The sequence below is a fragment of the Streptococcus cuniculipharyngis genome, assembly GCF_007859195.1.
Lineage (GTDB): Bacteria > Bacillota > Bacilli > Lactobacillales > Streptococcaceae > Streptococcus > Streptococcus cuniculipharyngis.
This window is the reverse complement of the sequence record NZ_VOHL01000003.1, coordinates 66,868-88,146: the sequence shown is the minus strand read 5'-3', so window position 1 is coordinate 88,146 and position 21,279 is coordinate 66,868. Positions and strand designations below refer to the sequence as shown.

The window sequence follows — 21,279 nt, the reverse complement described above, 5'->3', positions numbered from 1 at the left end:
TAAGTGTTAGGCATTTCTCCAATCCCTTTAAAATTAGGGAAATAAAGCAGATTTCCCCTTTTTTGGTTTGTGGATAAGTTTGTTGAAAGCTTGTGGATATGTTATACTAGACCTATGAAAATCAAAATTATTTCCGTTGGTAAATTGAAAGAAAAATACCTCAAAGATGGTATTGCAGAATATGCCAAGCGCCTGGGTCGCTTTACCAAGCTTGAGCTGATTGAATTAGTTGATGAAAAAACACCAGACCGTGCCAGTCAGGCAGAAAATCAACACATTATGGCCAAGGAAGCTGATCGTATCATGGCCAAGATTGCTGAGCGAGAATTTGTGATTGCCTTAGCAATAGAGGGGCAGCAATACCCTTCGGAAGCCTTTAGTCAGCTCTTAGCTCAGACAACGGTCAAGGGCTTCTCAGACATCACCTTTGTGATTGGTGGAAGTTTGGGGCTCGATCCTCGAGTAAAAACACGCGCCAATCTCTTACTGAGCTTTGGCAAATTGACTCTGCCCCATCAGTTGATGCGTCTAGTGTTGATTGAGCAAATTTATCGGGCTTTTATGATTCAACAGGGCAGCCCCTACCATAAATAGTTTGACGTGAAACAAGGAAGAAAAATGTCTAAGAAAGATTATCGTATTTACGAAGGCTTGCGTTTTGCCAGCTGTTTGACCTTTATTAGTGGTTTTATGAATGCTTTTACTCTCGTCACCCAGGGTGGACGTTTTGCAGGTATCCAGTCAGGAAATGTCGTTTATTTTGCCTACTATCTAGCCCAAGGCCATGTGACCAGAGCTGTGCCTTTTCTGTTACCCATTTTTTTCTTTATGCTGGGTCAATGCTTGACCTATTTGGCACGGTCCTATTGTGTCAACAGAGGCTTGCCTTGGCATTTGTCGGGCAGTTTAATCATGACAGCCTTGGTTTTGCTAGCCATTATCCTTAATCCGATGATTGGCCATTCCTTGACCATTGCCATTCTTTCTTTGGCAGCATCGGTGCAGATTGAAACCTTTAGACATTTAAGGGGGGCTCCTTATACCAATGTCATGATGACAGGTAATCTAAAAAATTCAGCCTATTTAGCCTTTAAGGGGTGGATGGAGAAAGATAAGGCTCTGTTTCGACAAGGAGGCTACATCTTGCTAGCCATTATCAGTTTTGGTCTGGGTGTTGCCTTATCGACCAGTCTTTCTCTAAAATTTGGTGAGTCTGCCCTTTGTTTTTTAATGTTGCCAAGCATGTATCTCAATTATCAGTTGTGGCAGGAAAAACAGTCTAAGGACCAGTCACAGGTAAAAATAAGCCGCAAATAGAAAGTTATCAAAAGAAAGTTTTTAGGTATTATTTATTATCATCCCTTGTGGGTGTTTGATGATTATAGTGATAGAAAAAGGAGAAGAAAGGATAAGATGTGGGTTAGGAAAGAGTTTGAGCAGGGCTTGGTAGCAGCTACGCCCACCGTTTTAGGCTATGCCAGTATCGGCCTTGCCTGTGGTGTGGTGTCTGCCAATTCCAACATTACAGCGGTTGAGATGGGGTTGATGAGCCTATTAGTCTATGCTGGGAGTGCTCAGTTTGTCATGTGTGCGATGATTGTCGCAGGAGCCCCTCTTTTGTCGATTGCTGTGACCGTTTTTTTCATCAATCTTCGTAACTTTTTGATGAGTCTGCACACGACAACATTTTTTGAGGGGAATCACTTGATGTCTAACTTGTTGATTGGGTCCTTCCTTACGGATGAGTCCTATGCGGTCTTGTTGAAAGAAACCATGAAGAGAGAACAGATTTCCCCTAGCTGGATGTATGGGAATAATCTAGCTAGTTACGCTTCTTGGGTGACCTTTACAGTTTTGGGAAATATTCTTGGTGGCTTAATTCCCAGTCCAGAAAGGCTTGGTTTGGATTTTGCCTTGATTGCCATGTTTGTTGGGATTTGTTCGGGTCAATTAGAAACCATGCTCAGCCAGCATTCTATGCAAAAAATTGCGAAAATCTTGTTCGCAGTAGCGGTAAGTTATTTTGGCTTAGCAAGTCTTGTATCTTCTTATCTAGCTGTTTTGATTTCAACCATAATAGGTTGCTTAGTAGGGGTCTTATTAGATGATTAGTAGTTCAGTAGTTAGTATTATTCTTGTAGCTGCCGGTGTGACTTGGCTTCCGAGGGTGCTTCCTTTTTTATTGACACAGGGGAAATCCCTTCCAACAGGGGTGATTAAGTTTCTTCGGTTTTTGCCCTTGACCATTATTTTTGCCTTGACCTTGTCTAGTCTTGTAGATGAAAAAATTGGCCGTTTACCGTCTTTTTTACTGGTAGAAAGTTTAGCAGTCGTTCCAACCTTTTGGATTGTTGTCAAGAGTAAAAACATCTTGCTAGCTGTCTTGGTTGGCATTTTGTCTACTGCTATTCTTCGCTTCTTTTTCTAGGAAGAGCAACAATTTTGACAACTAAAAGAGGATAAAACAAGCTTTTATCCTCTAACGATGATGAGTGTTAATTGTGGATGTGGGGCCTTAGTTCAAGAAGGCTCTTTTTAGTTATCTTGTCATTGCCTGAACCACTGGGTAACTATCAACGACTTGAATAAAGTGGTTAATCTTGTGGTCGGCATTAAAGGTGTAGATATGGACAAAATCAGCTTGAAAGCTTTTCTGGCTGGTTTTGTGTGTTCCCTGATAACGCCCATAAACCATGACCATTTGCCCATTAAAAGCATAATGAAGAGGTTCTGCTTGGTAGTTGTCCCATTCAGTTCCTAGACGTTTGTGGACATTATCTAGTACGGCTTCTTTGCCGATATAAGTGCCGGCATAGGGAAATCCTGCTGCCTCAGTCCAAGAGACATCTTCTGCAAGGTAGTTGGCAAATTCTTCCAAATGGCCTTGACCAGTCAATTCATAGGTTTTAGCTAGGATTTTTTGGTAGTCTTGGTTTGTCATGACTTACCCCCAAGGCATTTCTAACATGACAACCTTACTACTTAGTCCTAGAACCCCTTGATTGGGTAAATTGGGAAAGGCTTGGTTCATGGCTGTCATGAAGTCATTAGAGCTGCTACTTGTTTCCATCACCTCAATAGCTTTTTGCAGGTAATTTTTAGTAAAAACTAGGGCAGATTTATCAAAGTTACTTTCTGGATGACTATGGCTTGGGATTAGGTGCTTGATGCTAAGCTCTGCTATTTTTTCTAAATGGGTCAGCCAAGCGGTCATCTCTTCAGCAGTCTTACTATCTGCTAAAAAGACATGGGCTTGGTCAAAGGTATCAATCCCGCCAATGAGGACTTGATGTTTACTATCATAAAGATTGATACGATGGCTATCACCAACCATTTCAAACCTTTGCCCACGCCAGATGAGTTCTTTTTCCTCCAAAGCTTGTGGCAAAACAATATTGACAGGAGCTTCTGTTCCTAATTGTTTAGACCAGACTGCTAGTTTACCAAGCACTTTTTGGACAATATGTTCCTGGGTTTCTTTGGTTGCTTGAATGATAGCCTCTGGAAAGGCTGCCTTAATCACTTCAGCACCAAAGTAATAGTCAGGGTCCCCATGAATTAGAAAAATACCATCTAATTCTAACTGATTATCTTTCAGGTAAGTCACAATTTCCCCTGCATGGCTCTTTGTAAAACCTGTGTTAATCAGAAAAGCGTGTCCTTCTTTTTCAATCAGGCTTGCTGTGACCAAAAAACTTTGGTCATTGCTGGTAAATGTTGTGATGGTGTAGTTATTTGTTTGAATGTGTTTCATTTTATTTCTCCCGTTCTAGTAAGGATTGATAGTTGTTTTCAAGGTCAGTGGCTGTCACTGCTCTCCCCCTGAAATCGTAGTATTTGTCATCGATTTGAGCGATGACAGTTGGATAGGTTTGAACGCCCATGGCACTAGCTTTTTGAAAATCCTTCTGAGCAGCCTGTCCAGTTTCCAAGGCTAGGGCAAGCTGATTAAGCAAATGTTTATCTAAGCCAAATTCTGATAAGATTGATTGGTAGCTTTCGGGTCGGCTCAAGCTCTTACCCTCGATAAAATAAGCTTTCTGTATAGCAAAGGCCAGTTCTGACTGGCGTGCCTTAGGAATCTGTTCGCGTAATATGGCAAAGGCAACAGCTGGTCCAGTTGAATCAAGGACCATGTTTCCATCCTCAAGCATTTTTTGATAATTTTCGCCAAAGGTCACAGGATAAAGCTGGGCTATCTTGGCATTACCTATTTCAAAGAAACCGTAATCTCCTACTGCTTTGCTATTTTCACCTAGGAAAAGACCACCAGAAATAATCTCAAGGTCAAGTTCAGGGTGATTAGCGTGAAAATCAGTGAAACTGCTGTTAAAACCGTAAGACCAGCCACAGTAAGCGTCCCAAATGTAATAAAGTTTCATCTTAACTTCCTTTCGTTTTTGTATAGGGCTATTATACCCCTCTAAAAATCAAAAACAAGTAGGATTTTTTAGTAAACAGGGTATCTTTTGTGATAGAATTGTATCAGAATAAGATTTAGATTTGAAAAACATATTTAGAAAGGCTAGATTATGGCTACTTTTAATTCGCATACAATTCCTGAGTGCCCCTTTGTAACGACTCAGAAGGTCTTATCTGGTAAATGGGCGATTTTACTTCTCCATCATTTGGACCATGGGACTAAACGTTTTAATGAATTGCAACGGCTCATGACACCAATCACTCAGGCAACCTTGACCAAACAACTTCGTCAGCTAGAGGATGATGGCCTTGTTGAGCGGCTTGTTTATCCTGAAGTTCCGCCAAGGGTGGAATATCAGTTGACACCGATTGGTCAGGAATTTGGTCAGGTCTTAAAAGAAATTGATAGTTGGGGCAACAAGTACATTGATTTTGTGAAAGAAAAAGAAAACTAGGCTTCCGATTGGAAACCTAGTTTTAGATTGGAGTGATTGTTAAATCTTGCTTGATGATTCCAGCAGGATTCGAACCTGCGACCGTTCGCTTAGAAGGCGAATGCTCTATCCAGCTGAGCTATGGAACCAAACCATACTACCATATTCTATCAAAATTTGACTAAACTTGTCAATATAAAATTATGCAACCGTATTTTTCTAAGGATTTTCTGGCTGAAATGGTTAATTTTTATATGGGCGAGAAAATTTTTAAAAAAATTTAATTTTTTTGAGCAAAAGGCTAGACAAATAAAATTTATCTGCTATAATAGTAAGAGTAATAAGTCATTACGATAAGGTCCGTTGGTCAAGGGGTTAAGACACCGCCTTTTCACGGCGGTAACACGGGTTCGAATCCCGTACGGACTGTTTGAAACTGCTGGGAGCAGTTTTTTATTTTCTAAGGAAAAACTCATTTGTGAAAGGCTAACCTCAGCCTATAGCAGATGAGTCTTTTTTGCGTCAATTTCCTGGGGTAGAAAAAAGAATCCCGTCCTAAGGACGGAGATTCTGAGAGTTTTAGTTCGTTTTTGCTGTTTTATTTCCCTTGATAAGGTAGAGACAGAAGAATAACAATCCTAGCAAGGATATACCTAAGCCAAGGAGGAAACCTTTTGGCATGAATGTTAGGACGATTGTGCCTGATCCTGATTGGACATCTACTGCCATAAAACCATTTTGTGCTTTTCTGATTGGAAGGGGATGACCATTTTGTTTAGCTGTCCATCCTTTATCGTAGGGTAGAGTGAACAAAATTGAAGCTTCCTTATCGGTCTTATAGAAGGCAGTTACCTTATTTTTATTGCTGGTAACTTGGATATCTTTTTGATTGATGATAGACATGGCCTTATCGTAATTTGTTAGATTAAGTGCATAAAAATTAGGGGGGGTAAATGTCACCTTTTCTTGACTAGGGAAACTAAAGACAATTCGATGAGTCCCTGCTTGATTGTAATTTCCTAGGTTAAAGAAACTGTAAGCATTTGAGGTGGTATACTGATAGTCGCGGCCATCGATATTAATTTGGACTGTTTTATTGTCTTCGTTGCTGAGGGTTAGATTTGGTACGCTAACATAGACTTGTCGATCGGCAGGAATTTGAACGAGGTAGCTAACACTGGTTGTCTTGTCCTCTGCCTGTGTGACTGTAATTTGATTATCGAGGATTGTAGCGCCCTGTTCTAAGCTAGCATTTAAACGGGTAAAATAGTTTTGAGAGAGGCCAGAAAGCTGATTAAGAAACTTGGTTTGGTTGTCAAGGGTGTTGACAGTCATGTCAAAATTTTTGTAAATCCCTTCGGTCAAAATACCAAGTTGACTGGCGTAGGAATTTTGGTAGAGTTTCATGCCAGTATTTTCATAAACTTCCTGGAAACCAAATTTACTTGGCATATTTTGGCTGAAGTTGTACTTGATTCCCAAGAGACTATCCATGATAATGGTGTTATTTTGATAGCGGAGGTTGAGATTTGTTCCTGTTGATTTGAAGCCAAATCGGTCCAAGGTACTGCTAGATGAGCGATTTCTGATAGATGAAAATTGGGACAAGCCATAGTAATTAAATTTCATGCTATCGTTGCCTGTCTGGGGATGTAGTCGCTCCATTCGGAAGAAGGAATCAGAGTTTTCTTTGGCATAGGCGACTAATTTATTGATTTCTACCATATTTTTCTGATAGGAATCTCTTGCTGGGAAGACCCACTCAGTGGAAACGCCATTTACCTGATAATAGGTGTTTACACCAATTTCTGTTATTGTAAAGATTAGTGTAAAGATGATAAAAACTAGTTTTGTGACTTGTTTTTCAGTAAAGCTGACTAGGATAATCAGATAGGCAAGGACAAATGCAGCAGTTAAAATTAAATTGACAGGTTCTAGAAAATCATATTTTTTAGTAAAGAAGGCTGTCAAGGTAAAACCAGCGATTAGAAGGCCAAAAGGAAAGAGAAATTGTTTCCATCTTATTGTTGACAGATGTGTCAAGGTTTCCCCGGCTAGTAGAATAATAGTCAGGGAAAGAAGCCAAGCATAGCGATGTAGAAACATATTTGGCGCGTGCATTCCTTGCCACAATAAATCTAAAGGTTGCAGGTAGAAACTTGTGGTGATAAAGATAAGGAGGAGGGCATAGGCCAACTTGACACTAAACTTGACAGTTTTTAAGGTAAAGAAGGTCAGACATAAGATAAGAGGAAAAATGCCAACATAAATCATAGGGATGGCACCAAATTTTGTTGTGTCATAGGCCCCAACAACATTTTTAGCAAAGAGATCAAGGTACCATGCCCCATCAGTGAAAAGACTGGTAATGGGCGTGAATTTTTCGCCATGAGCCTTTAAGTCAAGGTAGGTAGGAAGTAGCATGACAGCACTTGACAAACCTGACAATATTGACACGATTGTAAATTGCTTAAAGCTGTTAAATCTGTCTTTCCAACTGTTAATTTTGGTTTCTTGAACAAAGACATAGAGAACGAGGAAGATGGCTGTCATAAAGCCAAAATAGTAATTTTGGATAAATAATGTGGTCAACGTGAGGTAATAGAGAATCTTACCTTGTCCTTGTAACACTTGATGTAAACCTAGGATAATCAAAGGAATCAGGATGAAAACATCTAACCACATATTGATTTCTAGTTGACTGGTTGCAAAACTCATCAAACTATAAGAGGTTGATAGTCCTAGCAAGAGGGGAAGATTGACAGTCTTGTAAAGCTTTTTTAAGCTATAAGCACTGGATAGACCAATCAAGCCAAACTTTAGGAGGGTCAAGAGATAGAGGGCATCGCCCATAGTCTGGTTATTAAAAAAATAAACTAGTGGTGAAAGAAAACTTCCTAGGTAGTAGCTAGTTAAGGCATAAAAATTTAGTCCAAGACCACTGGTAAAGGTATAAAAAAGACTGTCTGTACCATGTAGGATATTTTTGAGTGTTTCAGCAAAAATAACGTATTGATGAAAGCCGTCACTAGCTAAGATGGTCCGATCACTTCCCCAGGAGATTCCCAGTGATAAGAGGCTGGCAAAAACGATGAAAAGAGGAAGCAAGAAAGAGATGATATAGAAAATAAGGTTAGCGTATTTGCTGAATTTAGGGGGAATAGTCATAGATACTTTATTTTTCCTTTAATGTGATAATGAGAGCTAATCAAAAAGAGTTGGCCAGGCCAAACTCTTTTATTTCCAAAGTTCTTGGACCTTATCTTGAACTTCTTTATTGTCAAGAAATTCATCGTAGGTTTCATCAATACGGTCAATGACTCCATTTTTTGAAATAACGATAATGTGATTGGCCAAGGTTTGAATAAATTCATGGTCATGACTGGCAAAGATGATACTTTCTTTGAAATCTTTCAAGCCATCATTCAAACTAGAAATGGATTCTAAGTCTAAGTGATTGGTTGGGTCATCAAGCACCAAAACATTTGATTTTAAGAGCATGAGTTTAGACAACATGACACGGACCTTTTCTCCCCCTGATAAAACGTTGACAGACTTGTTAACGTCATCGCCTGAGAAGAGCATACGACCTAAGAAACCGCGCAAGAAGGTATTATCGTCCTCTTCCTTGCTGGCAAATTGACGGAGCCATTCAAGAATGCTTTCGCCTGATGCAAAATCGCGAGAATTGTCCTTTGGTAGGTAACTGCGACTGGTTGTCACACCCCACTTGATGGTTCCTTCATAGTCAATGTCTCCCATCAAGGCACGAATAAGGGCAGTGGTTTGAATGTCATTTTGGCCGATTAAAGCTGTTTTATCACCTGGACGAAGAATAAAGCTGATATTATCCAAGATAACTTCACCGTCAATAACGACCTTTAGGTCTTCAACGGTCAAGAGGTCGTTACCAATTTCACGTTCAGCCTTGAAGTTGATGAAAGGATATTTACGGCTAGATGGCACGATTTCTTCCAATTCAATCTTGTCCAGCATTTTTTTACGCGATGTTGCTTGTTTAGATTTTGAAGCGTTGGCAGAGAAACGAGCCACGAATTCTTGTAATTCTTTAATTTTTTCTTCCGCTTTAGCGTTGCGGTCAGCTTGTAGGCGGGCAGCTAATTCAGATGATTCTTTCCAGAAGTCGTAGTTACCAACGAAGAGTTTAATCTTGCCAAAGTCAAGGTCAGCCATGTGGGTACAAACCTTGTTAAGGAAGTGGCGGTCATGGGAAACAACGATAACGGTATTTTCAAAATCAATCAAGAAATCTTCCAACCAGTTAATGGATTGGATGTCAAGACCATTGGTCGGCTCGTCAAGTAGGAGCACGTCTGGCTTACCAAAGAGGGCTTTGGCAAGGAGGACCTTGACCTTGTCACCATTGGCTAGTTCACTCATGGTTTGGTAGTGAAGCTCTTCAGGGATATTAAGGTTTTGCAGGAGTTGAGCAGCCTCACTTTCAGCCTCCCAACCACCAAGCTCGGCAAATTCTCCCTCTAGTTCAGCAGCACGGACTCCATCTTCGTCAGAAAAATCTTCCTTCATGTAGATGGCGTCTTTTTCTTTCATGATGTCGTAAAGGGTTTGGTTTCCCATAATAACGACATCAATGGCACGCTCTTCTTCGTAGTCAAAGTGATTTTGACGTAGGACAGAGAGACGCTCATCTGGGCCAAGGGAGATATGACCTGTACTTGGCTCAATGTCGCCCGCTAAAATCTTTAGAAAGGTTGATTTTCCAGCTCCGTTGGCACCAATTAGACCATAGGTGTTACCAGCTGTAAATTTGATATTAACATCGTCAAAAAGTTTACGGTCACTAAAGCGAAGCGACACATCTGAAACTGTTAGCAAAAGACTTACCTCATTCTTTATAATCTCTTTTATTTTACGATAAAAAGCTGGATTTTTCAAGAAAAACAAGACAAAGAGCAAGTAAATTTGTTATAAAAAAATTGACAAACTTGTAAAGTCTGTCAATTTGGTGTCAAGAGTACTGAAGACAATAGGATGGCTACGTGCATATATTACGATGAAAAATGTTCTTTATTGACTAAAAGACAAACTAATTACAAAAAGTAAAATAGAATATGCCAAGAAGTAATGTTTTTCTTTCGTTACATAGAGTGAGTAGCAGAAGGCTCCCAAAAGGTAACAACACGTTCCTAGAATTGTGAGTTTGAAATCAAAAATACGAAACAAACTTATGATGAACGCGACTGGCAGGTATAAAATTAATGATGTACCTACCGCCAGTAAATCTTTTTTATAATTTTTAATCATGATGGTTAAGGAATATTGACGCTGAATGAGTAGTTGTATCCGGGGATATTTTTCCCAATTGGAACTGTTCTTATTCCATTTTCTACAGCCCATTTAACTGTCGCTGCTGTACTCGCCGTTATTAAAGCTGCTGCCCCAGCTCCCCAAGGGCCTGTTGCAGCTAATTGTTTAGCATACCAGCCAACATAACCTCCAGCAAATACTCCCGCAGCCCAACCATTCATCTTTCTAACTTGAGGACCAAGATTTAGATAGACTCCTACAAATCCACGGAAATTGTATTTTCTTGCTCCTAAATCAGAAATGGCTAATAATTCTAGAGCCTGCTCTTCAGTGATTCCTAAATCTTGAGCAAGTTGTTCTTTAGTTGCCATTAGTATAATATCGCCATACTCGTTATATCCAAAGTATTTTGATAAATCTATTGCAGTTCTTGTCATGGATTCGTCATAAGAGTACTTACCTTTATCAGTAATAATGTTCATTTCATCACTTGAAAAAACAGGAGAAGTATTAACAGTTGGGGTCTCTGTTTGTTGATTCGTGGCGTAATCATTAGCTAAAACTACTTTGGTAGGAATAACCGTAGATACGAAACTAAGAGTAATAGTTGCTAGATACATATATCTTCTAATTTTTTCATAATAGGCCCCTTTCTAAATCCTATTTTCCTTTTTGTTTACGCTTTCATTATACCTTAAAATTGTCTGTAATACAAATAAAAACTTGCTAAAATAGTGGAAATTATGAAGAAAAATTGACAAACTTGTAAAGTCTGTCAATTTGGTATCAAGATGACCAAAATAGGAAAGTAGATAAGGCAGTTCCTAAGAAGAAAATCAACCAGCTGGTTAGCATTAAAGTAAGGACAAAACCTAACTCACTTTGCCATCTGGGAATTTTTCTTTGCTTACCATTTAGAAAATTGACAAGATCGGCATAGGTGTTCAAAGAATACCTTTTGATAATGTAGCAAACTTGAAATAAAGAAAATAGGAGAATGCCACCTAAAAAAGTAATGAGTAGCGAAAATTGATTACTGTCTAGTAAATAGCGTGTTGGATAGGCGACAGAAAAAGCAAAGTAGGACAGAACTAGAATAAGGAACCATTTCTTCAATAGTTTTTGTTCAAGTGCTTGTTTCATGATGGGAAGGTCTCCTTTGACTAAATAATCTAAAGAGATGTCAAAGGAGGTAGCTATCAAAAGTAGGCTATTGATGTCTGGGTAGGTCTTGCCAGTTTCCCAGTTAGAAATGGTCTGACGAGAAACATAAAGTTTTTCAGCCAAGTTTTCCTGCGACAGTCCCCTTTCCTTTCTTAATTCAACTAGTTTGTTTTGCAGCTCCATATGATCATCTCCTTGAATACCTTTAGTTTAGTCTTTTTAGCCTTAGTTTACCATAAAATCTCTTTGACAGGTTCTAGTTTTCTTGTCAAAAGGCTTTGACAAAGTGACGATTGACAAGGTTGACAGGTTTGTCAATCTTACATTGGCAGGATAATATCGTCCTTCTGGAGATGGTGCTTGGTCATGCTAAAGCCACGACCAAAGACTTGACTGGCTGGTAAAACCACGATAAAAGCTGCCTCATCAAGGCTTAAAATATGTTGATGGAGGGCTGGAAACTCATAGCTAGAAATGGTGGTCATCAGCATGGTTTTATCAGTAGTAGAGTAGCCTCCTTGAATGGGGATTTGAGTGACCCCACGATCAGCCACCTTGGTAATATGTTCTTTAATTTGTTCAGTTTCTTTGGAAATAATCATAACCATTTTAGAGGCATTAAAGCCAGTTTCAAGGCGATTGATGACGTAACTAATGACCATGAGGGCCAAGGTAGAGTACATGACACGGTCTGGCGAAAAAGCAATCAGGCCCATAAGGACACTGATACCGTCAATCAAGATAACAGAGGCTCCCAGAGACAAGGGAGTGTATTTATGGATAATTTGGGTAATGATGCCTGTTCCCCCCGTAGAAGAATTGCCACGAAAGACCAAACCAAGGCCTAAACCAACGATAATCCCACCAAAAATGACAGCTAGGAGTGGATTTTTGGTTATGGTGGGAAAGCTAGATGTCAAGTTGATGGCTAGGGGATAGATCATTGCCCCATAAACCGTTTTGAGAAAGACCTTGGGTCCGAGCAGGAAATAACAAAGGATGAGGAGGGGAATATTGCTGAGCATGAGAATGACAGAAGGACTCCAGCCCAAGAGTTTATTGAAAACAACGGCTAGGCCAACCATGCCACCTGAGGCAATCTGATTGTCCAAAAACATGGTGTTAAAGCCAAAGGCGGCAATGAGCGAGCCCAAGGTTACCAGTAGCAAATCCATTAAACGATTTTTCATGAGTTTTCCTTTCAAAGTCTTTTTACTCTTAATTATGCCCTACCAGCCTATAGCTCGTCAAGATATTATGGTATAATTTAGAAGATAGAATTTTTCAAGGAGAAGAGACATGAAACCTATTATTTTAACCGGCGATCGACCGACAGGCAAGCTACATATCGGTCACTATGTCGGGAGTTTGAAGAATCGGGTCTTGCTTCAACAGGAGGGCAACTACCAGATGTTTGTCTTTTTGGCAGACCAGCAGGCCCTGACTGATCATGCTAAAAACCCACAAAAGGTAAGAGAATCTATTGGGCAGGTAGCCTTGGATTATTTGGCGGCAGGTTTGGATCCAGAACAGGTGACAATCTTTATTCAAAGTCAGATTCCAGAATTGGCGGAGTTGACCATGTATTACATGAACCTGGTGTCTTTGGCTCGTTTGGAACGCAATCCAACAGTCAAGACTGAGATTGCTCAAAAAGGCTTTGGGGAGTCAATTCCGACAGGATTTTTAGTCTATCCTATTGCTCAGGCGGCTGATATTACAGCCTTTAAGGCTAATTTGGTACCTGTTGGTACCGATCAGAAACCTATGATTGAGCAAACCCGTGAGATTGTCCGTAGTTTTAATCATGCTTACCAAACCGACATTTTGGTAGAGCCGGAAGGGATTTATCCTACTAATGAAGCGGCAGGACGCTTGCCAGGGCTAGATGGTAATGCTAAGATGTCCAAATCATTGAATAATGGGATTTTCCTAGCAGATGATATGGACACGGTGCAAAAGAAGGTCATGAGCATGTACACTGATCCTAATCATATTCGGGTGGAAGATCCCGGCCAGATTGAGGGGAATATGGTTTTTCATTATCTGGATGTTTTTGGTCGAGAAGAAGATGCCCAGACCATCGCTGAGATGAAGGAACATTACCAACGTGGTGGTTTAGGGGATGTGAAAACCAAGCGTTATTTACTAGAAATTTTGGATCGTGAATTGACCCCAATTCGTGAGCGTCGTTTAGAGTATGCCAAGGATATGGGGCAGGTTTATCGTATGCTAGAAAAGGGCAGTCAAGTGGCCCGTGAGAAGGCAGCTCAAACCCTATCGGAAGTCAAGGCAGCCATGGGACTTAATTATTTTTAATTGGGTGATGACTTAATGTGCAAAACCTGTTATAATAGTAAAAATAAAAATTGAAAAGAGGAACCTATTGTCATGTCAAACTGGGAGACCAAGTTTTTGAAAAAAGGCTTTACCTTTGATGATGTTTTATTGATTCCAGCAGAGAGTCATGTCTTGCCAAATGAAATCAATCTTCAAACAAAACTAGCAGATAATCTGGTCTTGAATATCCCAATTATTACTGCAGCCATGGACACGGTTACTGATAGTAAGATGGCCATTGCCATCGCCCGTGCAGGTGGCTTGGGTGTGATTCACAAAAACATGTCAATTCAAGAGCAAGCCGAGGAAATCCGTAAGGTTAAGCGGTCAGAAAATGGTGTTATCATTGATCCCTTCTTCTTGACCCCAAATCATACCATTGCTGAGGCAGATGAGTTGATGGGTCGCTACCGCATTAGTGGTGTTCCAGTGGTTGAAACCATGGAAAATCGTAAATTGGTGGGTATTTTGACCAATCGTGACTTACGTTTCATTGCAGACTACAATCAACCGATTTCAGTCCACATGACCAGTGAAAATTTGGTCACTGCCCCAGTTGGAACTAACTTAGAAACAGCCGAGCGTATTTTACAAGAGCACCGCATTGAAAAGCTTCCTTTGGTGGACGAAGCTGGTCGTTTGTCGGGCTTGATTACCATTAAAGATATTGAAAAGGTGATTGAATTTCCACATGCAGCCAAGGATAAATTTGGTCGTCTCTTGGTCGCAGGGGCTGTTGGGGTAACGTCTGACACCTTTGAGCGTGCGGAAGCCTTGTTTGAAGCTGGTGCTGACGCCATTGTCATTGATACAGCCCATGGTCATTCAGCAGGTGTTTTGCGTAAGATTGCTGAAATTCGAGCAACCTTCCCAGATAAGACCCTGATTGCAGGAAATGTTGCAACGGCAGAAGGGACACGAGCTCTCTATGATGCCGGTGTTGATGTGGTTAAGGTCGGTATTGGACCTGGTTCGATTTGTACCACTCGTGTGGTAGCGGGTGTCGGTGTCCCTCAAGTAACAGCTATTTATGATGCTGCTGGTGTGGCGCGTGAATATGGTAAAACCATTATTGCAGATGGTGGTATCAAATATTCAGGAGATATTGTCAAGGCTTTGGCAGCTGGTGGCCATGCGGTCATGCTAGGGTCCATGTTTGCTGGAACGGATGAGGCACCGGGAGAAACCGAAATCTTCCAAGGTCGTAAATTTAAGACCTATCGTGGTATGGGATCAATTGCAGCCATGAAAAAAGGGTCAAGTGATCGTTATTTCCAAGGGTCAGTCAATGAAGCCAACAAATTAGTCCCAGAAGGGATTGAAGGACGTGTTGCCTATAAGGGTGCAGTAGCCGATATCGTTTTCCAAATGTTGGGTGGTATCCGCTCTGGTATGGGCTATGTTGGCGCTGGCGACCTAGCTGAACTACATGACAAGGCTCAATTTGTTGAGATGAGTGGGGCAGGCCTAATTGAAAGTCATCCCCATGACGTTCAAATCACTAACGAAGCACCAAATTATTCCATGAGATAAAAAGAACTGGTTTAACCAGTTCTTTTGTCGCCAAAAATAAAGGAAAAAGGTTGACACGGATTGTCAACCGGATAAAGGAGAAAAAGAAAATGACAGGAATTTTATACGCCTTAGTTCCCATGCTAGCTTGGGGAAGTATTGGGTTTATTAGTAATAAAATTGGGGGAACTCCCAATCAACAAACCTTTGGTTTAACCTTAGGAGCGGTTGTTTTTGCCAGTGTCGTTTACATGATTGTGAGGCCAGAGTTGACAGTCATGACTTGGCTCTATGGCATTATCGGCGGCATGTTGTGGGCTGTTGGTCAAAATGGCCAGTTTAGTGCCATGCAATATATGGGGGTATCCGTTGCCAACCCTCTGTCAAGTGGTAGTCAACTAGTTATTGGGAGCTTGATTGGTGTCTTAGCTTTTCAAGAGTGGACAAAACCCATTCAATTTATTTTAGGTACGATTGCCTTGATTTTCCTTTTGGTTGGTTTCTATTTTTCTAGTAAGCAAGATAAGGATAAGTCTGCTAGTCAAGATAGTCAACCACGAGATTTCAAAAAGGGTTTCCAAGCCTTGACAACATCAACTTTGGGTTATGTGTCTTATACCGTTTTCTTTAATAATATTGTCAATCTTGATCCCATGTCAGCTATTCTTCCCATGTCCTTTGGGATGGTGCTAGGGGCTGCCATGTTTATGAAATTCCAGGTAAATTTTGAACCGGTTGTGTTAAAAAATTCCATTGTTGGTATTATGTGGGGCTTTGGTAATATTTTTATGCTCTTAGCAGCGGCAGAAGCTGGTCTGGCTATCGCCTTTTCCTTCTCACAACTAGGGGCAATTATTTCTATTATTGGCGGGATTGTTATTCTAGGAGAGAAGAAAACCAAGAAAGAAATGGTCTGGGTTTTGCTAGGTGTTAGTTGTTTTATTATTGGAGCAGTTTTACTAGGAATTGTTAAATCATATTAAAAAAGTTGACAGAGTTGTCAACTTTTTTTGCTTATTTTTCCCTTGTCAATATAGAAAATGTCTAAATCACTAGGCAGGTGACTAAGGTGATCCAGACTAGTAGTCGTGATAAAGGTTTGAACTTCTGGGTCAATACCTGCTAGTAATTTGGTTTGTCGGTGGTTATCAAGTTCGCTCATGACATCGTCAAGTAATAAGATTGGGTAATCGCCAGTGACCTGCTTGATTAAATCAATTTCAGCCATTTTTAGTGACAGAATCAGACTGCGGTGTTGCCCTTGACTACCGAAGTTGGCCTCCATTTGGTTGATGGCAAAGTTAAGGTCATCACGATGGGGCCCAATACCAGTGTTTTTTTTGAAGAGATCACGTTGACGCTGATTTGCTAATTGTTGAATAAACGACCTTTCCAAGTCATTGACAGTATCGAAAGTGACCGTTGATTGATAAGTGATGGCTAATTTTTCAAGGCCATCTGAGATAATCTGGTGGTGTTTGTTGGCTGCTTTTTCTAAATCTTGGACAAACTGTAAACGATGCTGAATCACCCGACTACCATAGTGGGCTAGTTGCTCATCTAAGACCGCTAAGAAGTCAGTGTCAAGCTTCTTGACAGTCTTTAGATAGCTATTTCGCTGCTTTAAGATATGATTGTAGTGAGATAAATCAGCCAAATAGATGGGTTTGATTTGTCCCAAATCAATGTCAATAAATTTACGCCGTAAACTAGGAGCACCTTTGATGAGTTGTAAATCTTCAGGAGCAAAGAGAACAACGGTCATGGTTCCAATATAATCAGACAGTCGACCTTGCTTGAGGTGATTGACACTGATGAGTCGTCCTTTACTGGAAAGACTGATGTCAAGATTGACAGGGCCAACCACCCTCTGTAAATGCCCTGTCAATTTGAGTTGTTCCTGGTTGAAATAAATCAAATCCTTGTCAGATCTGGTTCGATGACTGCGAGTTAAGGCCAAAAAATAGATGGCCTCTAAAAAATTAGTTTTTCCCTGAGCATTTTTTCCCAAGAAAATATTCAATTTAGGAGAGAAAGTGACTGTCTGACTGGTGTAGTTACGGAAATTAGTTAGGCTGAGTTCTTTTAACCACATAGCTAAGTTCCTGGGAAGCGGACAGGTTTTTTCTTGCCTTTAACGGAAGGATTTTTGGCTGTTTTAGCTTTTTTCTGGCCTTGATTAAGCTGTTTAACCAGCTCAGCCACCCGTTTTCTTTCCGCCTCTTCAGCGAGATAGTCTTCCATTTCTGCTGGGCTAGGTTGGATGAGGGTGATGGTCACTCCTTGCTCTGGCAGTTGGATTTGGTCCCCAACCCTTAGTTTTTTCCCCCGACGTTTTTCATCTTCTCCATTAAAAAGGACAGTATTGTTAGCTAAAAAAGCTTTAATAGCCCCACCTGTTGCAATAATTCCTTGCTCTTTTAGCAGGGCTTGTAGGGTGATGTAATCGCTAAATAATTTATACTTCATCATTTCTTACCTTTCTGCTAATATTATAGCATGTTTCATTATTTTTAGTAGGCAGATAGGTTGATAAAATGATATAATTGAAAGCAACGTTGACTTAAAGGAAGGCTTGTATGGAAATTGTAAAAGGGGTTTATTTACACCCAATAAAGACAAAGAAGTTTAAAAATAACCATATTACTTGTCGGTTTTCAAGTCCATTAAAGAAGCAAAGTGTTGCTCGTCGTGCCCTAGTGGCCCAAATACTGGAAACGGCTAATGCGACCTATCCAAGTCTGCAAAGCTTTCGAGAAAAATTAGCCCATCTTTATGGGGCCCATTTTTCTACTCAAGTCAGTAGCAAAGGTCAGGTTCATATTCTAGATATAGATATTAATTTTGTTGCTGATCGCTATGCTGTTAATGGTGATAGTGTTTTAGTAGAAGTATTTAAATTTTTACATGATGCTCTCTTCAATCCACTAGTTTCAGTTGTCCAGTATCAGCAAAAACTTTTTCAGCGTGAAAAAACGAACCTCATTCATGCTATCAGCTCAAGCATGGAAGATGCTTTTGACTACAGTGACTGGCAGGTAAAAAAACTCTTTTTTAGACAAGATTCCCTAGCGCTTCCTCCTTATGCAATTCCTGATTTATTGCAACAAGAAACCTCCTATACGGCCTATCAAGAATTTCAAAAAATGTTACAGGAAGATCAAATCGATATTTTTGTGGTTGGAGATTTTGATGAGTACAGGGTTTTGCAGTTAATCCATCAGTACCCTTTTGAAGAGCGTCATGTTGAACTCAATTATTTTTATCAACAACATTATTCAAATGTGGTTAGTCATCAGACTGAGTTTAAACCTAACCAACAATCTGTTCTTCAATTGGCTTACCATGCTCTGACGCCTTACGGAAGTAAGGATTATTTTAGTCTCTTGTTGTTAAACGGCATGTTAGGAATGTTTTCTCATTCACGGTTATTTACTGAAATTCGTGAAAAAGCCGGTCTGTCTTACCAGATTGGTAGCCATCTAGATGTTTACACGGGCCTCTTGCAGGTTTATTCAGGGATTGATGCCAGTAATCGTGATAGAACTTTACAACTTATTGTCAAGCAGTTAACGGATTTTAAAACGGGATGTTTTTCTATAGACTTGATTAAGCATACTAAAAAAATGCTAAAGACAAGCATTGTTTTGCTAGAAGATAGCCCGAAGTATCTGGTGGAGTCAACTTATCGTCTCAATTACTGTGCAGCAATGGACGTTGACAGGTGGTTGACAGAAATTGACAAGGTCTCTAAGGCAGAAATTGTCAAGCTAGCTGGCAGTATAAAAATGCAATCAGTTTACTTTTTGGAGGGGGTGTGAGATAGTGACAAGATTAGAAAAAATTCAGTTATCAGCTATTGATGAAGTATACTATCGGGCTCGATTGACAAATGGCTTGAACTTGTACCTCTTACCTAAAGCAGAGTTTACCGAAATTAGTGGGCTTTTAAGTGTAAAATTCGGCTCAATTGACAGTGAGTTTACATCTGTTGGTGATCAGTTGACAAAGTATCCCGTGGGGCTGGCTCATTTTTTGGAGCATAAGTTGTTTGAGCTAGATAATGGAAAAGATGCTAGCCTTGCTTTTGTGAAATTAGGAGCAGAGTCTAACGCCTTTACAGGATTTGAACAGACTAATTATTTTTTTTCAGCCAGGGAACAAGGCCTGGATAGTCTGAGATTACTTTTTGAAATGCTTTCAAATCTATCTGTGACAGGGCAATCTATCGCTAGGGAAAAGGAAATCATTGGTCAAGAAATTGACATGTATGCTGACGACAGTGACTACCTATTATATAGTGGGACCCTGCACAACCTGTACCCCAAGACAGCTTTAGGAGCAGATATTGCTGGAAGTCGTTCTAGTTTAGCGGAGATTGATTACCAAGAGTTGCAAACGAGTTACCAATCTTTTTATCAAACCAATAATATGAGTCTGATTGTGGTTGGACAATTTGATGTCGAACAAATTTACAAAGTTGTCAAAGATTGTCAATCTTTGTTTAGCAATAGTCCCTCTCTTCCTTTACCCGTAAAACAATCTGTTGCTCACCCACCGGTTATTGTAAAACGTTCCATCCAAGTTGAAGACATCAACAAGCCTAAATACTCTTTGGGACTTAGAGGTCTACCTTTTAGCAGTTTCTCCCTATTAGAGCAGAGGCTTGGTTTACAGTTGTTTTTTGCCTTACTTATGGGTTGGACTTCAAAGACCTATCAAAAATGGTACGAGTCGGGTCGGGTGGATGATTCTTTTGACATTGAGATTGAGGTTAGCTCTCGCTTTAGATTTGTTATGATTTTATTAGATACAGATCAACCTATTGCTATGTCAAATTTGTTAAAAACAACCCTTGGTCAGTTTGAGCAGTCACCGGATATGACAGTCAGGCATTTAGAATTGGTGAAGCGGGAAATGTACGGTGATTTCATGCGTAGTCTAGATGATATCGGTCATTTGACTAGCCAATTTGTAACCTATTTGACGGAAGATGAAACTTATTTTGATATTCCAGTTTGTTTGGAGCAGTTGGATTTGGCCAAGATCCTTGCTATTGGAAAGGAATTTTTAAATCAAGCAGATATGACAGATTTTACTATCTTTCCTAAGTAGTTAAAAAATAGTGCTTATGATATAATAAAACTAGTTTGAGTTTGTATAGAAGAGGTCGCGTATGAGAGAAGAAAGTATTGGAGAACGCTTGCGGCAAGCTCGGGTTGCCAAAGGTTATAGTTTAGAAGAAACAGCAAGCATATCAGATGTTCCAACCCACTATCTTTTGGCCATGGAGATGGACCAGTTTAAATTATTGCCCAAAGATAGGATTAATACCTATATTGAGAAATATGCCAATGCGGTTGATTTAGATGGTGTTTCCCTGATACACGGTTATCGCAATCTAGCTTCAAGTAAGGAAACAGCCAAAGTTGAGATTACTAAAAAAGAGTCTTCATCCGAGAAGGCTCCTCTCATCGTACCAAGAGAAACCGCGCCTGTGCAAGTCAAGCCCTTAACGCTTCAGGACAGAAGTCAGGCAGAAACTCCCTCTAAAACGAGACGAAGTCGTCATAAAGAAGAGGATGATAAGAAGTCTTATCTTCCCTTGTTGATTCTGATCTTGCTTTCCTTGGCAATTTTGGCTTTTGTGGCCTATGTGACTTGGAAACAGTTGCAACAACATCAAAATCAGCCGGTAGCTTCTGAGTATGTTGTGACGACTAGTTCTGCTAGTCAGTCAGCTAGTGAAGCAAGCACGACCTCAACTCCAGCTGAGTCTAATCCTAAACCAAGTTTAGCAGTTTCTGGAGGTCAAGATAATTTGGCAGTGACCTTACAAAATCCGAGTCCAGAGATTGGCGTGAGCCTAAGTCTTGTAGAAGGGGCGGAAGAAGCCTGGGTTGCAATCAGTGGGAGTGAAACAGGAGAAGAAGGTGTTCTGTTGACATCCGAAAATCCAACCTACCAGACTAATCTACCAGCTGGAACTAGTTCTAGCCTTATCACGCTAGGAAATAGTCAGAGCATCTCGGTTACCATTGACGGTCAACCTGTAGATTTATCCTCATTAACCAGTAGTTTAAGTTACATTACTTTAACGGTTCAATCGTAAGAGAAA

Annotated in this window: 21 protein-coding genes and 2 tRNA genes; 12 read left to right on the top strand and 11 right to left on the bottom strand. The window is 40.2% G+C overall.

The features are described 5' to 3' along the window. The first annotated feature begins 114 nt into the window (after nucleotides 1-114). The 4 genes from rlmH to FRX57_RS05300 all read left to right on the top strand — a co-directional run bounded on the left by rlmH (nucleotide 115) and on the right by FRX57_RS05300 (nucleotide 2,428). A complete protein-coding gene (gene rlmH, locus FRX57_RS05315) occupies nucleotides 115-594 on the top strand; it encodes a 23S rRNA (pseudouridine(1915)-N(3))-methyltransferase RlmH (protein WP_146567420.1) in 480 nt (159 codons plus the stop codon). A gap of 24 nt (nucleotides 595-618) precedes the next feature. Beyond that, nucleotides 619-1,317 carry a YoaK family protein gene (locus FRX57_RS05310; protein ID WP_146567418.1) on the top strand — a complete coding sequence of 233 codons (699 nt, stop codon included), beginning with the start codon at nucleotides 619-621 and terminating at the stop codon, nucleotides 1,315-1,317. A 96-nt stretch (nucleotides 1,318-1,413) separates the two neighbouring features. Further along, the gene (locus FRX57_RS05305) at nucleotides 1,414-2,112 is read left to right on the top strand and encodes an AzlC family ABC transporter permease (RefSeq protein ID WP_146567416.1); all 699 of its coding nucleotides are present in this window, start codon (nucleotides 1,414-1,416) and stop codon (nucleotides 2,110-2,112) included. Then, on the top strand, nucleotides 2,105-2,428 hold the full coding sequence (locus FRX57_RS05300; protein ID WP_146567414.1) for an AzlD domain-containing protein: 324 nt from the start codon (nucleotides 2,105-2,107) through the stop codon (nucleotides 2,426-2,428). The genes FRX57_RS05305 and FRX57_RS05300 overlap by 8 nt, the downstream gene beginning before the upstream one ends. Nucleotides 2,429-2,539: 111 nt before the next feature. Here the strand turns inward: FRX57_RS05300 and FRX57_RS05295 are convergent, their stop codons facing one another. The 3 genes from FRX57_RS05295 to FRX57_RS05285 are packed head-to-tail and all read right to left on the bottom strand — an operon-like array spanning nucleotide 2,540 to nucleotide 4,382. Further along, nucleotides 2,540-2,941, bottom strand: coding sequence for a nuclear transport factor 2 family protein (locus tag FRX57_RS05295; protein WP_146567412.1), 402 nt, complete (start codon nucleotides 2,939-2,941; stop codon nucleotides 2,540-2,542). Nucleotides 2,942-2,944: 3 nt separating this feature from the next. Beyond that, nucleotides 2,945-3,754 (bottom strand): MBL fold metallo-hydrolase, encoded by an 810-nt coding sequence (locus FRX57_RS05290; protein WP_146567410.1) that lies wholly within the window; start codon nucleotides 3,752-3,754, stop codon nucleotides 2,945-2,947. A 1-nt stretch (nucleotide 3,755) separates the two neighbouring features. Further along, a complete protein-coding gene (locus FRX57_RS05285; protein ID WP_146567408.1) occupies nucleotides 3,756-4,382 on the bottom strand; it encodes a DsbA family protein in 627 nt (208 codons plus the stop codon). 150 nt (nucleotides 4,383-4,532) lie between these two features. Between FRX57_RS05285 and FRX57_RS05280 the strand changes: the two genes are divergently transcribed. Next, nucleotides 4,533-4,877 (top strand): winged helix-turn-helix transcriptional regulator, encoded by a 345-nt coding sequence (locus FRX57_RS05280; RefSeq protein WP_146567406.1) that lies wholly within the window; start codon nucleotides 4,533-4,535, stop codon nucleotides 4,875-4,877. Nucleotides 4,878-4,931: 54 nt separating this feature from the next. On the opposite strand, the gene FRX57_RS05275 is transcribed toward FRX57_RS05280, so the two are convergent. Continuing rightward, a tRNA-Arg gene (locus FRX57_RS05275) sits at nucleotides 4,932-5,005 on the bottom strand. A 208-nt stretch (nucleotides 5,006-5,213) separates the two neighbouring features. On the opposite strand from FRX57_RS05275, the gene FRX57_RS05270 reads away from it, so the two are divergent. Further along, nucleotides 5,214-5,285: transfer RNA gene (locus tag FRX57_RS05270), tRNA-Glu, on the top strand. 150 nt (nucleotides 5,286-5,435) lie between these two features. Here FRX57_RS05270 and FRX57_RS05265 read toward each other — a convergent pair. From FRX57_RS05265 to FRX57_RS05245, 5 genes are all read right to left on the bottom strand, one after another. After that, the gene (locus FRX57_RS05265) at nucleotides 5,436-8,024 is read right to left on the bottom strand and encodes a YfhO family protein (protein WP_146567404.1); all 2,589 of its coding nucleotides are present in this window, start codon (nucleotides 8,022-8,024) and stop codon (nucleotides 5,436-5,438) included. Between the two features lie 69 nt (nucleotides 8,025-8,093). Further along, entirely contained in the window at nucleotides 8,094-9,713 is a 1,620-nt protein-coding gene (locus tag FRX57_RS05260) for an ATP-binding cassette domain-containing protein (protein ID WP_146567402.1), read from the bottom strand. 434 nt (nucleotides 9,714-10,147) lie between these two features. After that, nucleotides 10,148-10,765 (bottom strand): hypothetical protein, encoded by a 618-nt coding sequence (locus tag FRX57_RS05255; protein ID WP_146567400.1) that lies wholly within the window; start codon nucleotides 10,763-10,765, stop codon nucleotides 10,148-10,150. A gap of 166 nt (nucleotides 10,766-10,931) precedes the next feature. Continuing rightward, on the bottom strand, nucleotides 10,932-11,492 hold the full coding sequence (locus FRX57_RS05250; protein ID WP_146567398.1) for a helix-turn-helix transcriptional regulator: 561 nt from the start codon (nucleotides 11,490-11,492) through the stop codon (nucleotides 10,932-10,934). Nucleotides 11,493-11,629: 137 nt separating this feature from the next. Then, on the bottom strand, nucleotides 11,630-12,499 hold the full coding sequence (locus tag FRX57_RS05245) for a YitT family protein (RefSeq protein ID WP_146567396.1): 870 nt from the start codon (nucleotides 12,497-12,499) through the stop codon (nucleotides 11,630-11,632). Nucleotides 12,500-12,608: 109 nt separating this feature from the next. On the opposite strand from FRX57_RS05245, the gene trpS reads away from it, so the two are divergent. The 3 genes from trpS to FRX57_RS05230 all read left to right on the top strand — a co-directional run bounded on the left by trpS (nucleotide 12,609) and on the right by FRX57_RS05230 (nucleotide 16,144). Continuing rightward, nucleotides 12,609-13,628 carry a tryptophan--tRNA ligase gene (trpS, locus tag FRX57_RS05240; protein WP_146567395.1) on the top strand — a complete coding sequence of 340 codons (1,020 nt, stop codon included), beginning with the start codon at nucleotides 12,609-12,611 and terminating at the stop codon, nucleotides 13,626-13,628. Nucleotides 13,629-13,700: 72 nt separating this feature from the next. Then, nucleotides 13,701-15,182, top strand: a complete 1,482-nt coding sequence (gene guaB, locus FRX57_RS05235; protein ID WP_146567392.1) for an IMP dehydrogenase — start codon at nucleotides 13,701-13,703, stop codon at nucleotides 15,180-15,182. Nucleotides 15,183-15,271: 89 nt separating this feature from the next. Next, nucleotides 15,272-16,144 (top strand): GRP family sugar transporter, encoded by an 873-nt coding sequence (locus FRX57_RS05230; protein WP_146567390.1) that lies wholly within the window; start codon nucleotides 15,272-15,274, stop codon nucleotides 16,142-16,144. Between the two features lie 17 nt (nucleotides 16,145-16,161). Here the strand turns inward: FRX57_RS05230 and recF are convergent, their stop codons facing one another. Then, complete coding sequence (gene recF, locus FRX57_RS05225; RefSeq protein WP_146567388.1) at nucleotides 16,162-17,256, bottom strand: DNA replication/repair protein RecF; 1,095 nt, start codon at nucleotides 17,254-17,256, stop codon at nucleotides 16,162-16,164. 2 nt (nucleotides 17,257-17,258) lie between these two features. Further along, nucleotides 17,259-17,630, bottom strand: a complete 372-nt coding sequence (gene yaaA / locus FRX57_RS05220; protein WP_146567475.1) for a S4 domain-containing protein YaaA — start codon at nucleotides 17,628-17,630, stop codon at nucleotides 17,259-17,261. Nucleotides 17,631-17,740: 110 nt separating this feature from the next. Here yaaA and yfmF point away from each other — a divergent pair, with 110 nt between their 5' ends. The 3 genes from yfmF to FRX57_RS05205 all read left to right on the top strand — a co-directional run bounded on the left by yfmF (nucleotide 17,741) and on the right by FRX57_RS05205 (nucleotide 21,273). Further along, the gene (gene yfmF, locus FRX57_RS05215) at nucleotides 17,741-18,982 is read left to right on the top strand and encodes an EF-P 5-aminopentanol modification-associated protein YfmF (protein ID WP_146567386.1); all 1,242 of its coding nucleotides are present in this window, start codon (nucleotides 17,741-17,743) and stop codon (nucleotides 18,980-18,982) included. A gap of 4 nt (nucleotides 18,983-18,986) precedes the next feature. Then, entirely contained in the window at nucleotides 18,987-20,276 is a 1,290-nt protein-coding gene (gene yfmH / locus FRX57_RS05210; protein WP_146567385.1) for an EF-P 5-aminopentanol modification-associated protein YfmH, read from the top strand. A 61-nt stretch (nucleotides 20,277-20,337) separates the two neighbouring features. Then, complete coding sequence (locus FRX57_RS05205) at nucleotides 20,338-21,273, top strand: helix-turn-helix domain-containing protein (RefSeq protein ID WP_146567383.1); 936 nt, start codon at nucleotides 20,338-20,340, stop codon at nucleotides 21,271-21,273. The last annotated feature ends 6 nt before the right edge of the window (nucleotides 21,274-21,279 follow it).

What these genes read in the sequence shown, in the direction of transcription:
- rlmH (WP_146567420.1), top strand. Translation starts at nt 115, where the DNA reads ATGAAAATCAAAATTATTTCCGTTGGTAAATTGAAAGAAAAATACCTC.
- FRX57_RS05245 (WP_146567396.1), bottom strand. Translation starts at nt 12,499, where the DNA reads ATGAAAAATCGTTTAATGGATTTGCTACTGGTAACCTTGGGCTCGCTC.
- FRX57_RS05280 (WP_146567406.1), top strand. Translation starts at nt 4,533, where the DNA reads ATGGCTACTTTTAATTCGCATACAATTCCTGAGTGCCCCTTTGTAACG.
- FRX57_RS05300 (WP_146567414.1), top strand. Translation starts at nt 2,105, where the DNA reads ATGATTAGTAGTTCAGTAGTTAGTATTATTCTTGTAGCTGCCGGTGTG.
- yaaA (WP_146567475.1), bottom strand. Translation starts at nt 17,630, where the DNA reads ATGAAGTATAAATTATTTAGCGATTACATCACCCTACAAGCCCTGCTA.
- trpS (WP_146567395.1), top strand. Translation starts at nt 12,609, where the DNA reads ATGAAACCTATTATTTTAACCGGCGATCGACCGACAGGCAAGCTACAT.
- recF (WP_146567388.1), bottom strand. Translation starts at nt 17,256, where the DNA reads ATGTGGTTAAAAGAACTCAGCCTAACTAATTTCCGTAACTACACCAGT.
- FRX57_RS05305 (WP_146567416.1), top strand. Translation starts at nt 1,414, where the DNA reads ATGTGGGTTAGGAAAGAGTTTGAGCAGGGCTTGGTAGCAGCTACGCCC.
- FRX57_RS05285 (WP_146567408.1), bottom strand. Translation starts at nt 4,382, where the DNA reads ATGAAACTTTATTACATTTGGGACGCTTACTGTGGCTGGTCTTACGGT.
- FRX57_RS05255 (WP_146567400.1), bottom strand. Translation starts at nt 10,765, where the DNA reads ATGTATCTAGCAACTATTACTCTTAGTTTCGTATCTACGGTTATTCCT.
- yfmF (WP_146567386.1), top strand. Translation starts at nt 17,741, where the DNA reads ATGGAAATTGTAAAAGGGGTTTATTTACACCCAATAAAGACAAAGAAG.
- FRX57_RS05265 (WP_146567404.1), bottom strand. Translation starts at nt 8,024, where the DNA reads ATGACTATTCCCCCTAAATTCAGCAAATACGCTAACCTTATTTTCTAT.
- guaB (WP_146567392.1), top strand. Translation starts at nt 13,701, where the DNA reads ATGTCAAACTGGGAGACCAAGTTTTTGAAAAAAGGCTTTACCTTTGAT.
- FRX57_RS05310 (WP_146567418.1), top strand. Translation starts at nt 619, where the DNA reads ATGTCTAAGAAAGATTATCGTATTTACGAAGGCTTGCGTTTTGCCAGC.
- FRX57_RS05230 (WP_146567390.1), top strand. Translation starts at nt 15,272, where the DNA reads ATGACAGGAATTTTATACGCCTTAGTTCCCATGCTAGCTTGGGGAAGT.
- FRX57_RS05205 (WP_146567383.1), top strand. Translation starts at nt 20,338, where the DNA reads ATGAGAGAAGAAAGTATTGGAGAACGCTTGCGGCAAGCTCGGGTTGCC.
- FRX57_RS05295 (WP_146567412.1), bottom strand. Translation starts at nt 2,941, where the DNA reads ATGACAAACCAAGACTACCAAAAAATCCTAGCTAAAACCTATGAATTG.
- FRX57_RS05290 (WP_146567410.1), bottom strand. Translation starts at nt 3,754, where the DNA reads ATGAAACACATTCAAACAAATAACTACACCATCACAACATTTACCAGC.
- FRX57_RS05250 (WP_146567398.1), bottom strand. Translation starts at nt 11,492, where the DNA reads ATGGAGCTGCAAAACAAACTAGTTGAATTAAGAAAGGAAAGGGGACTG.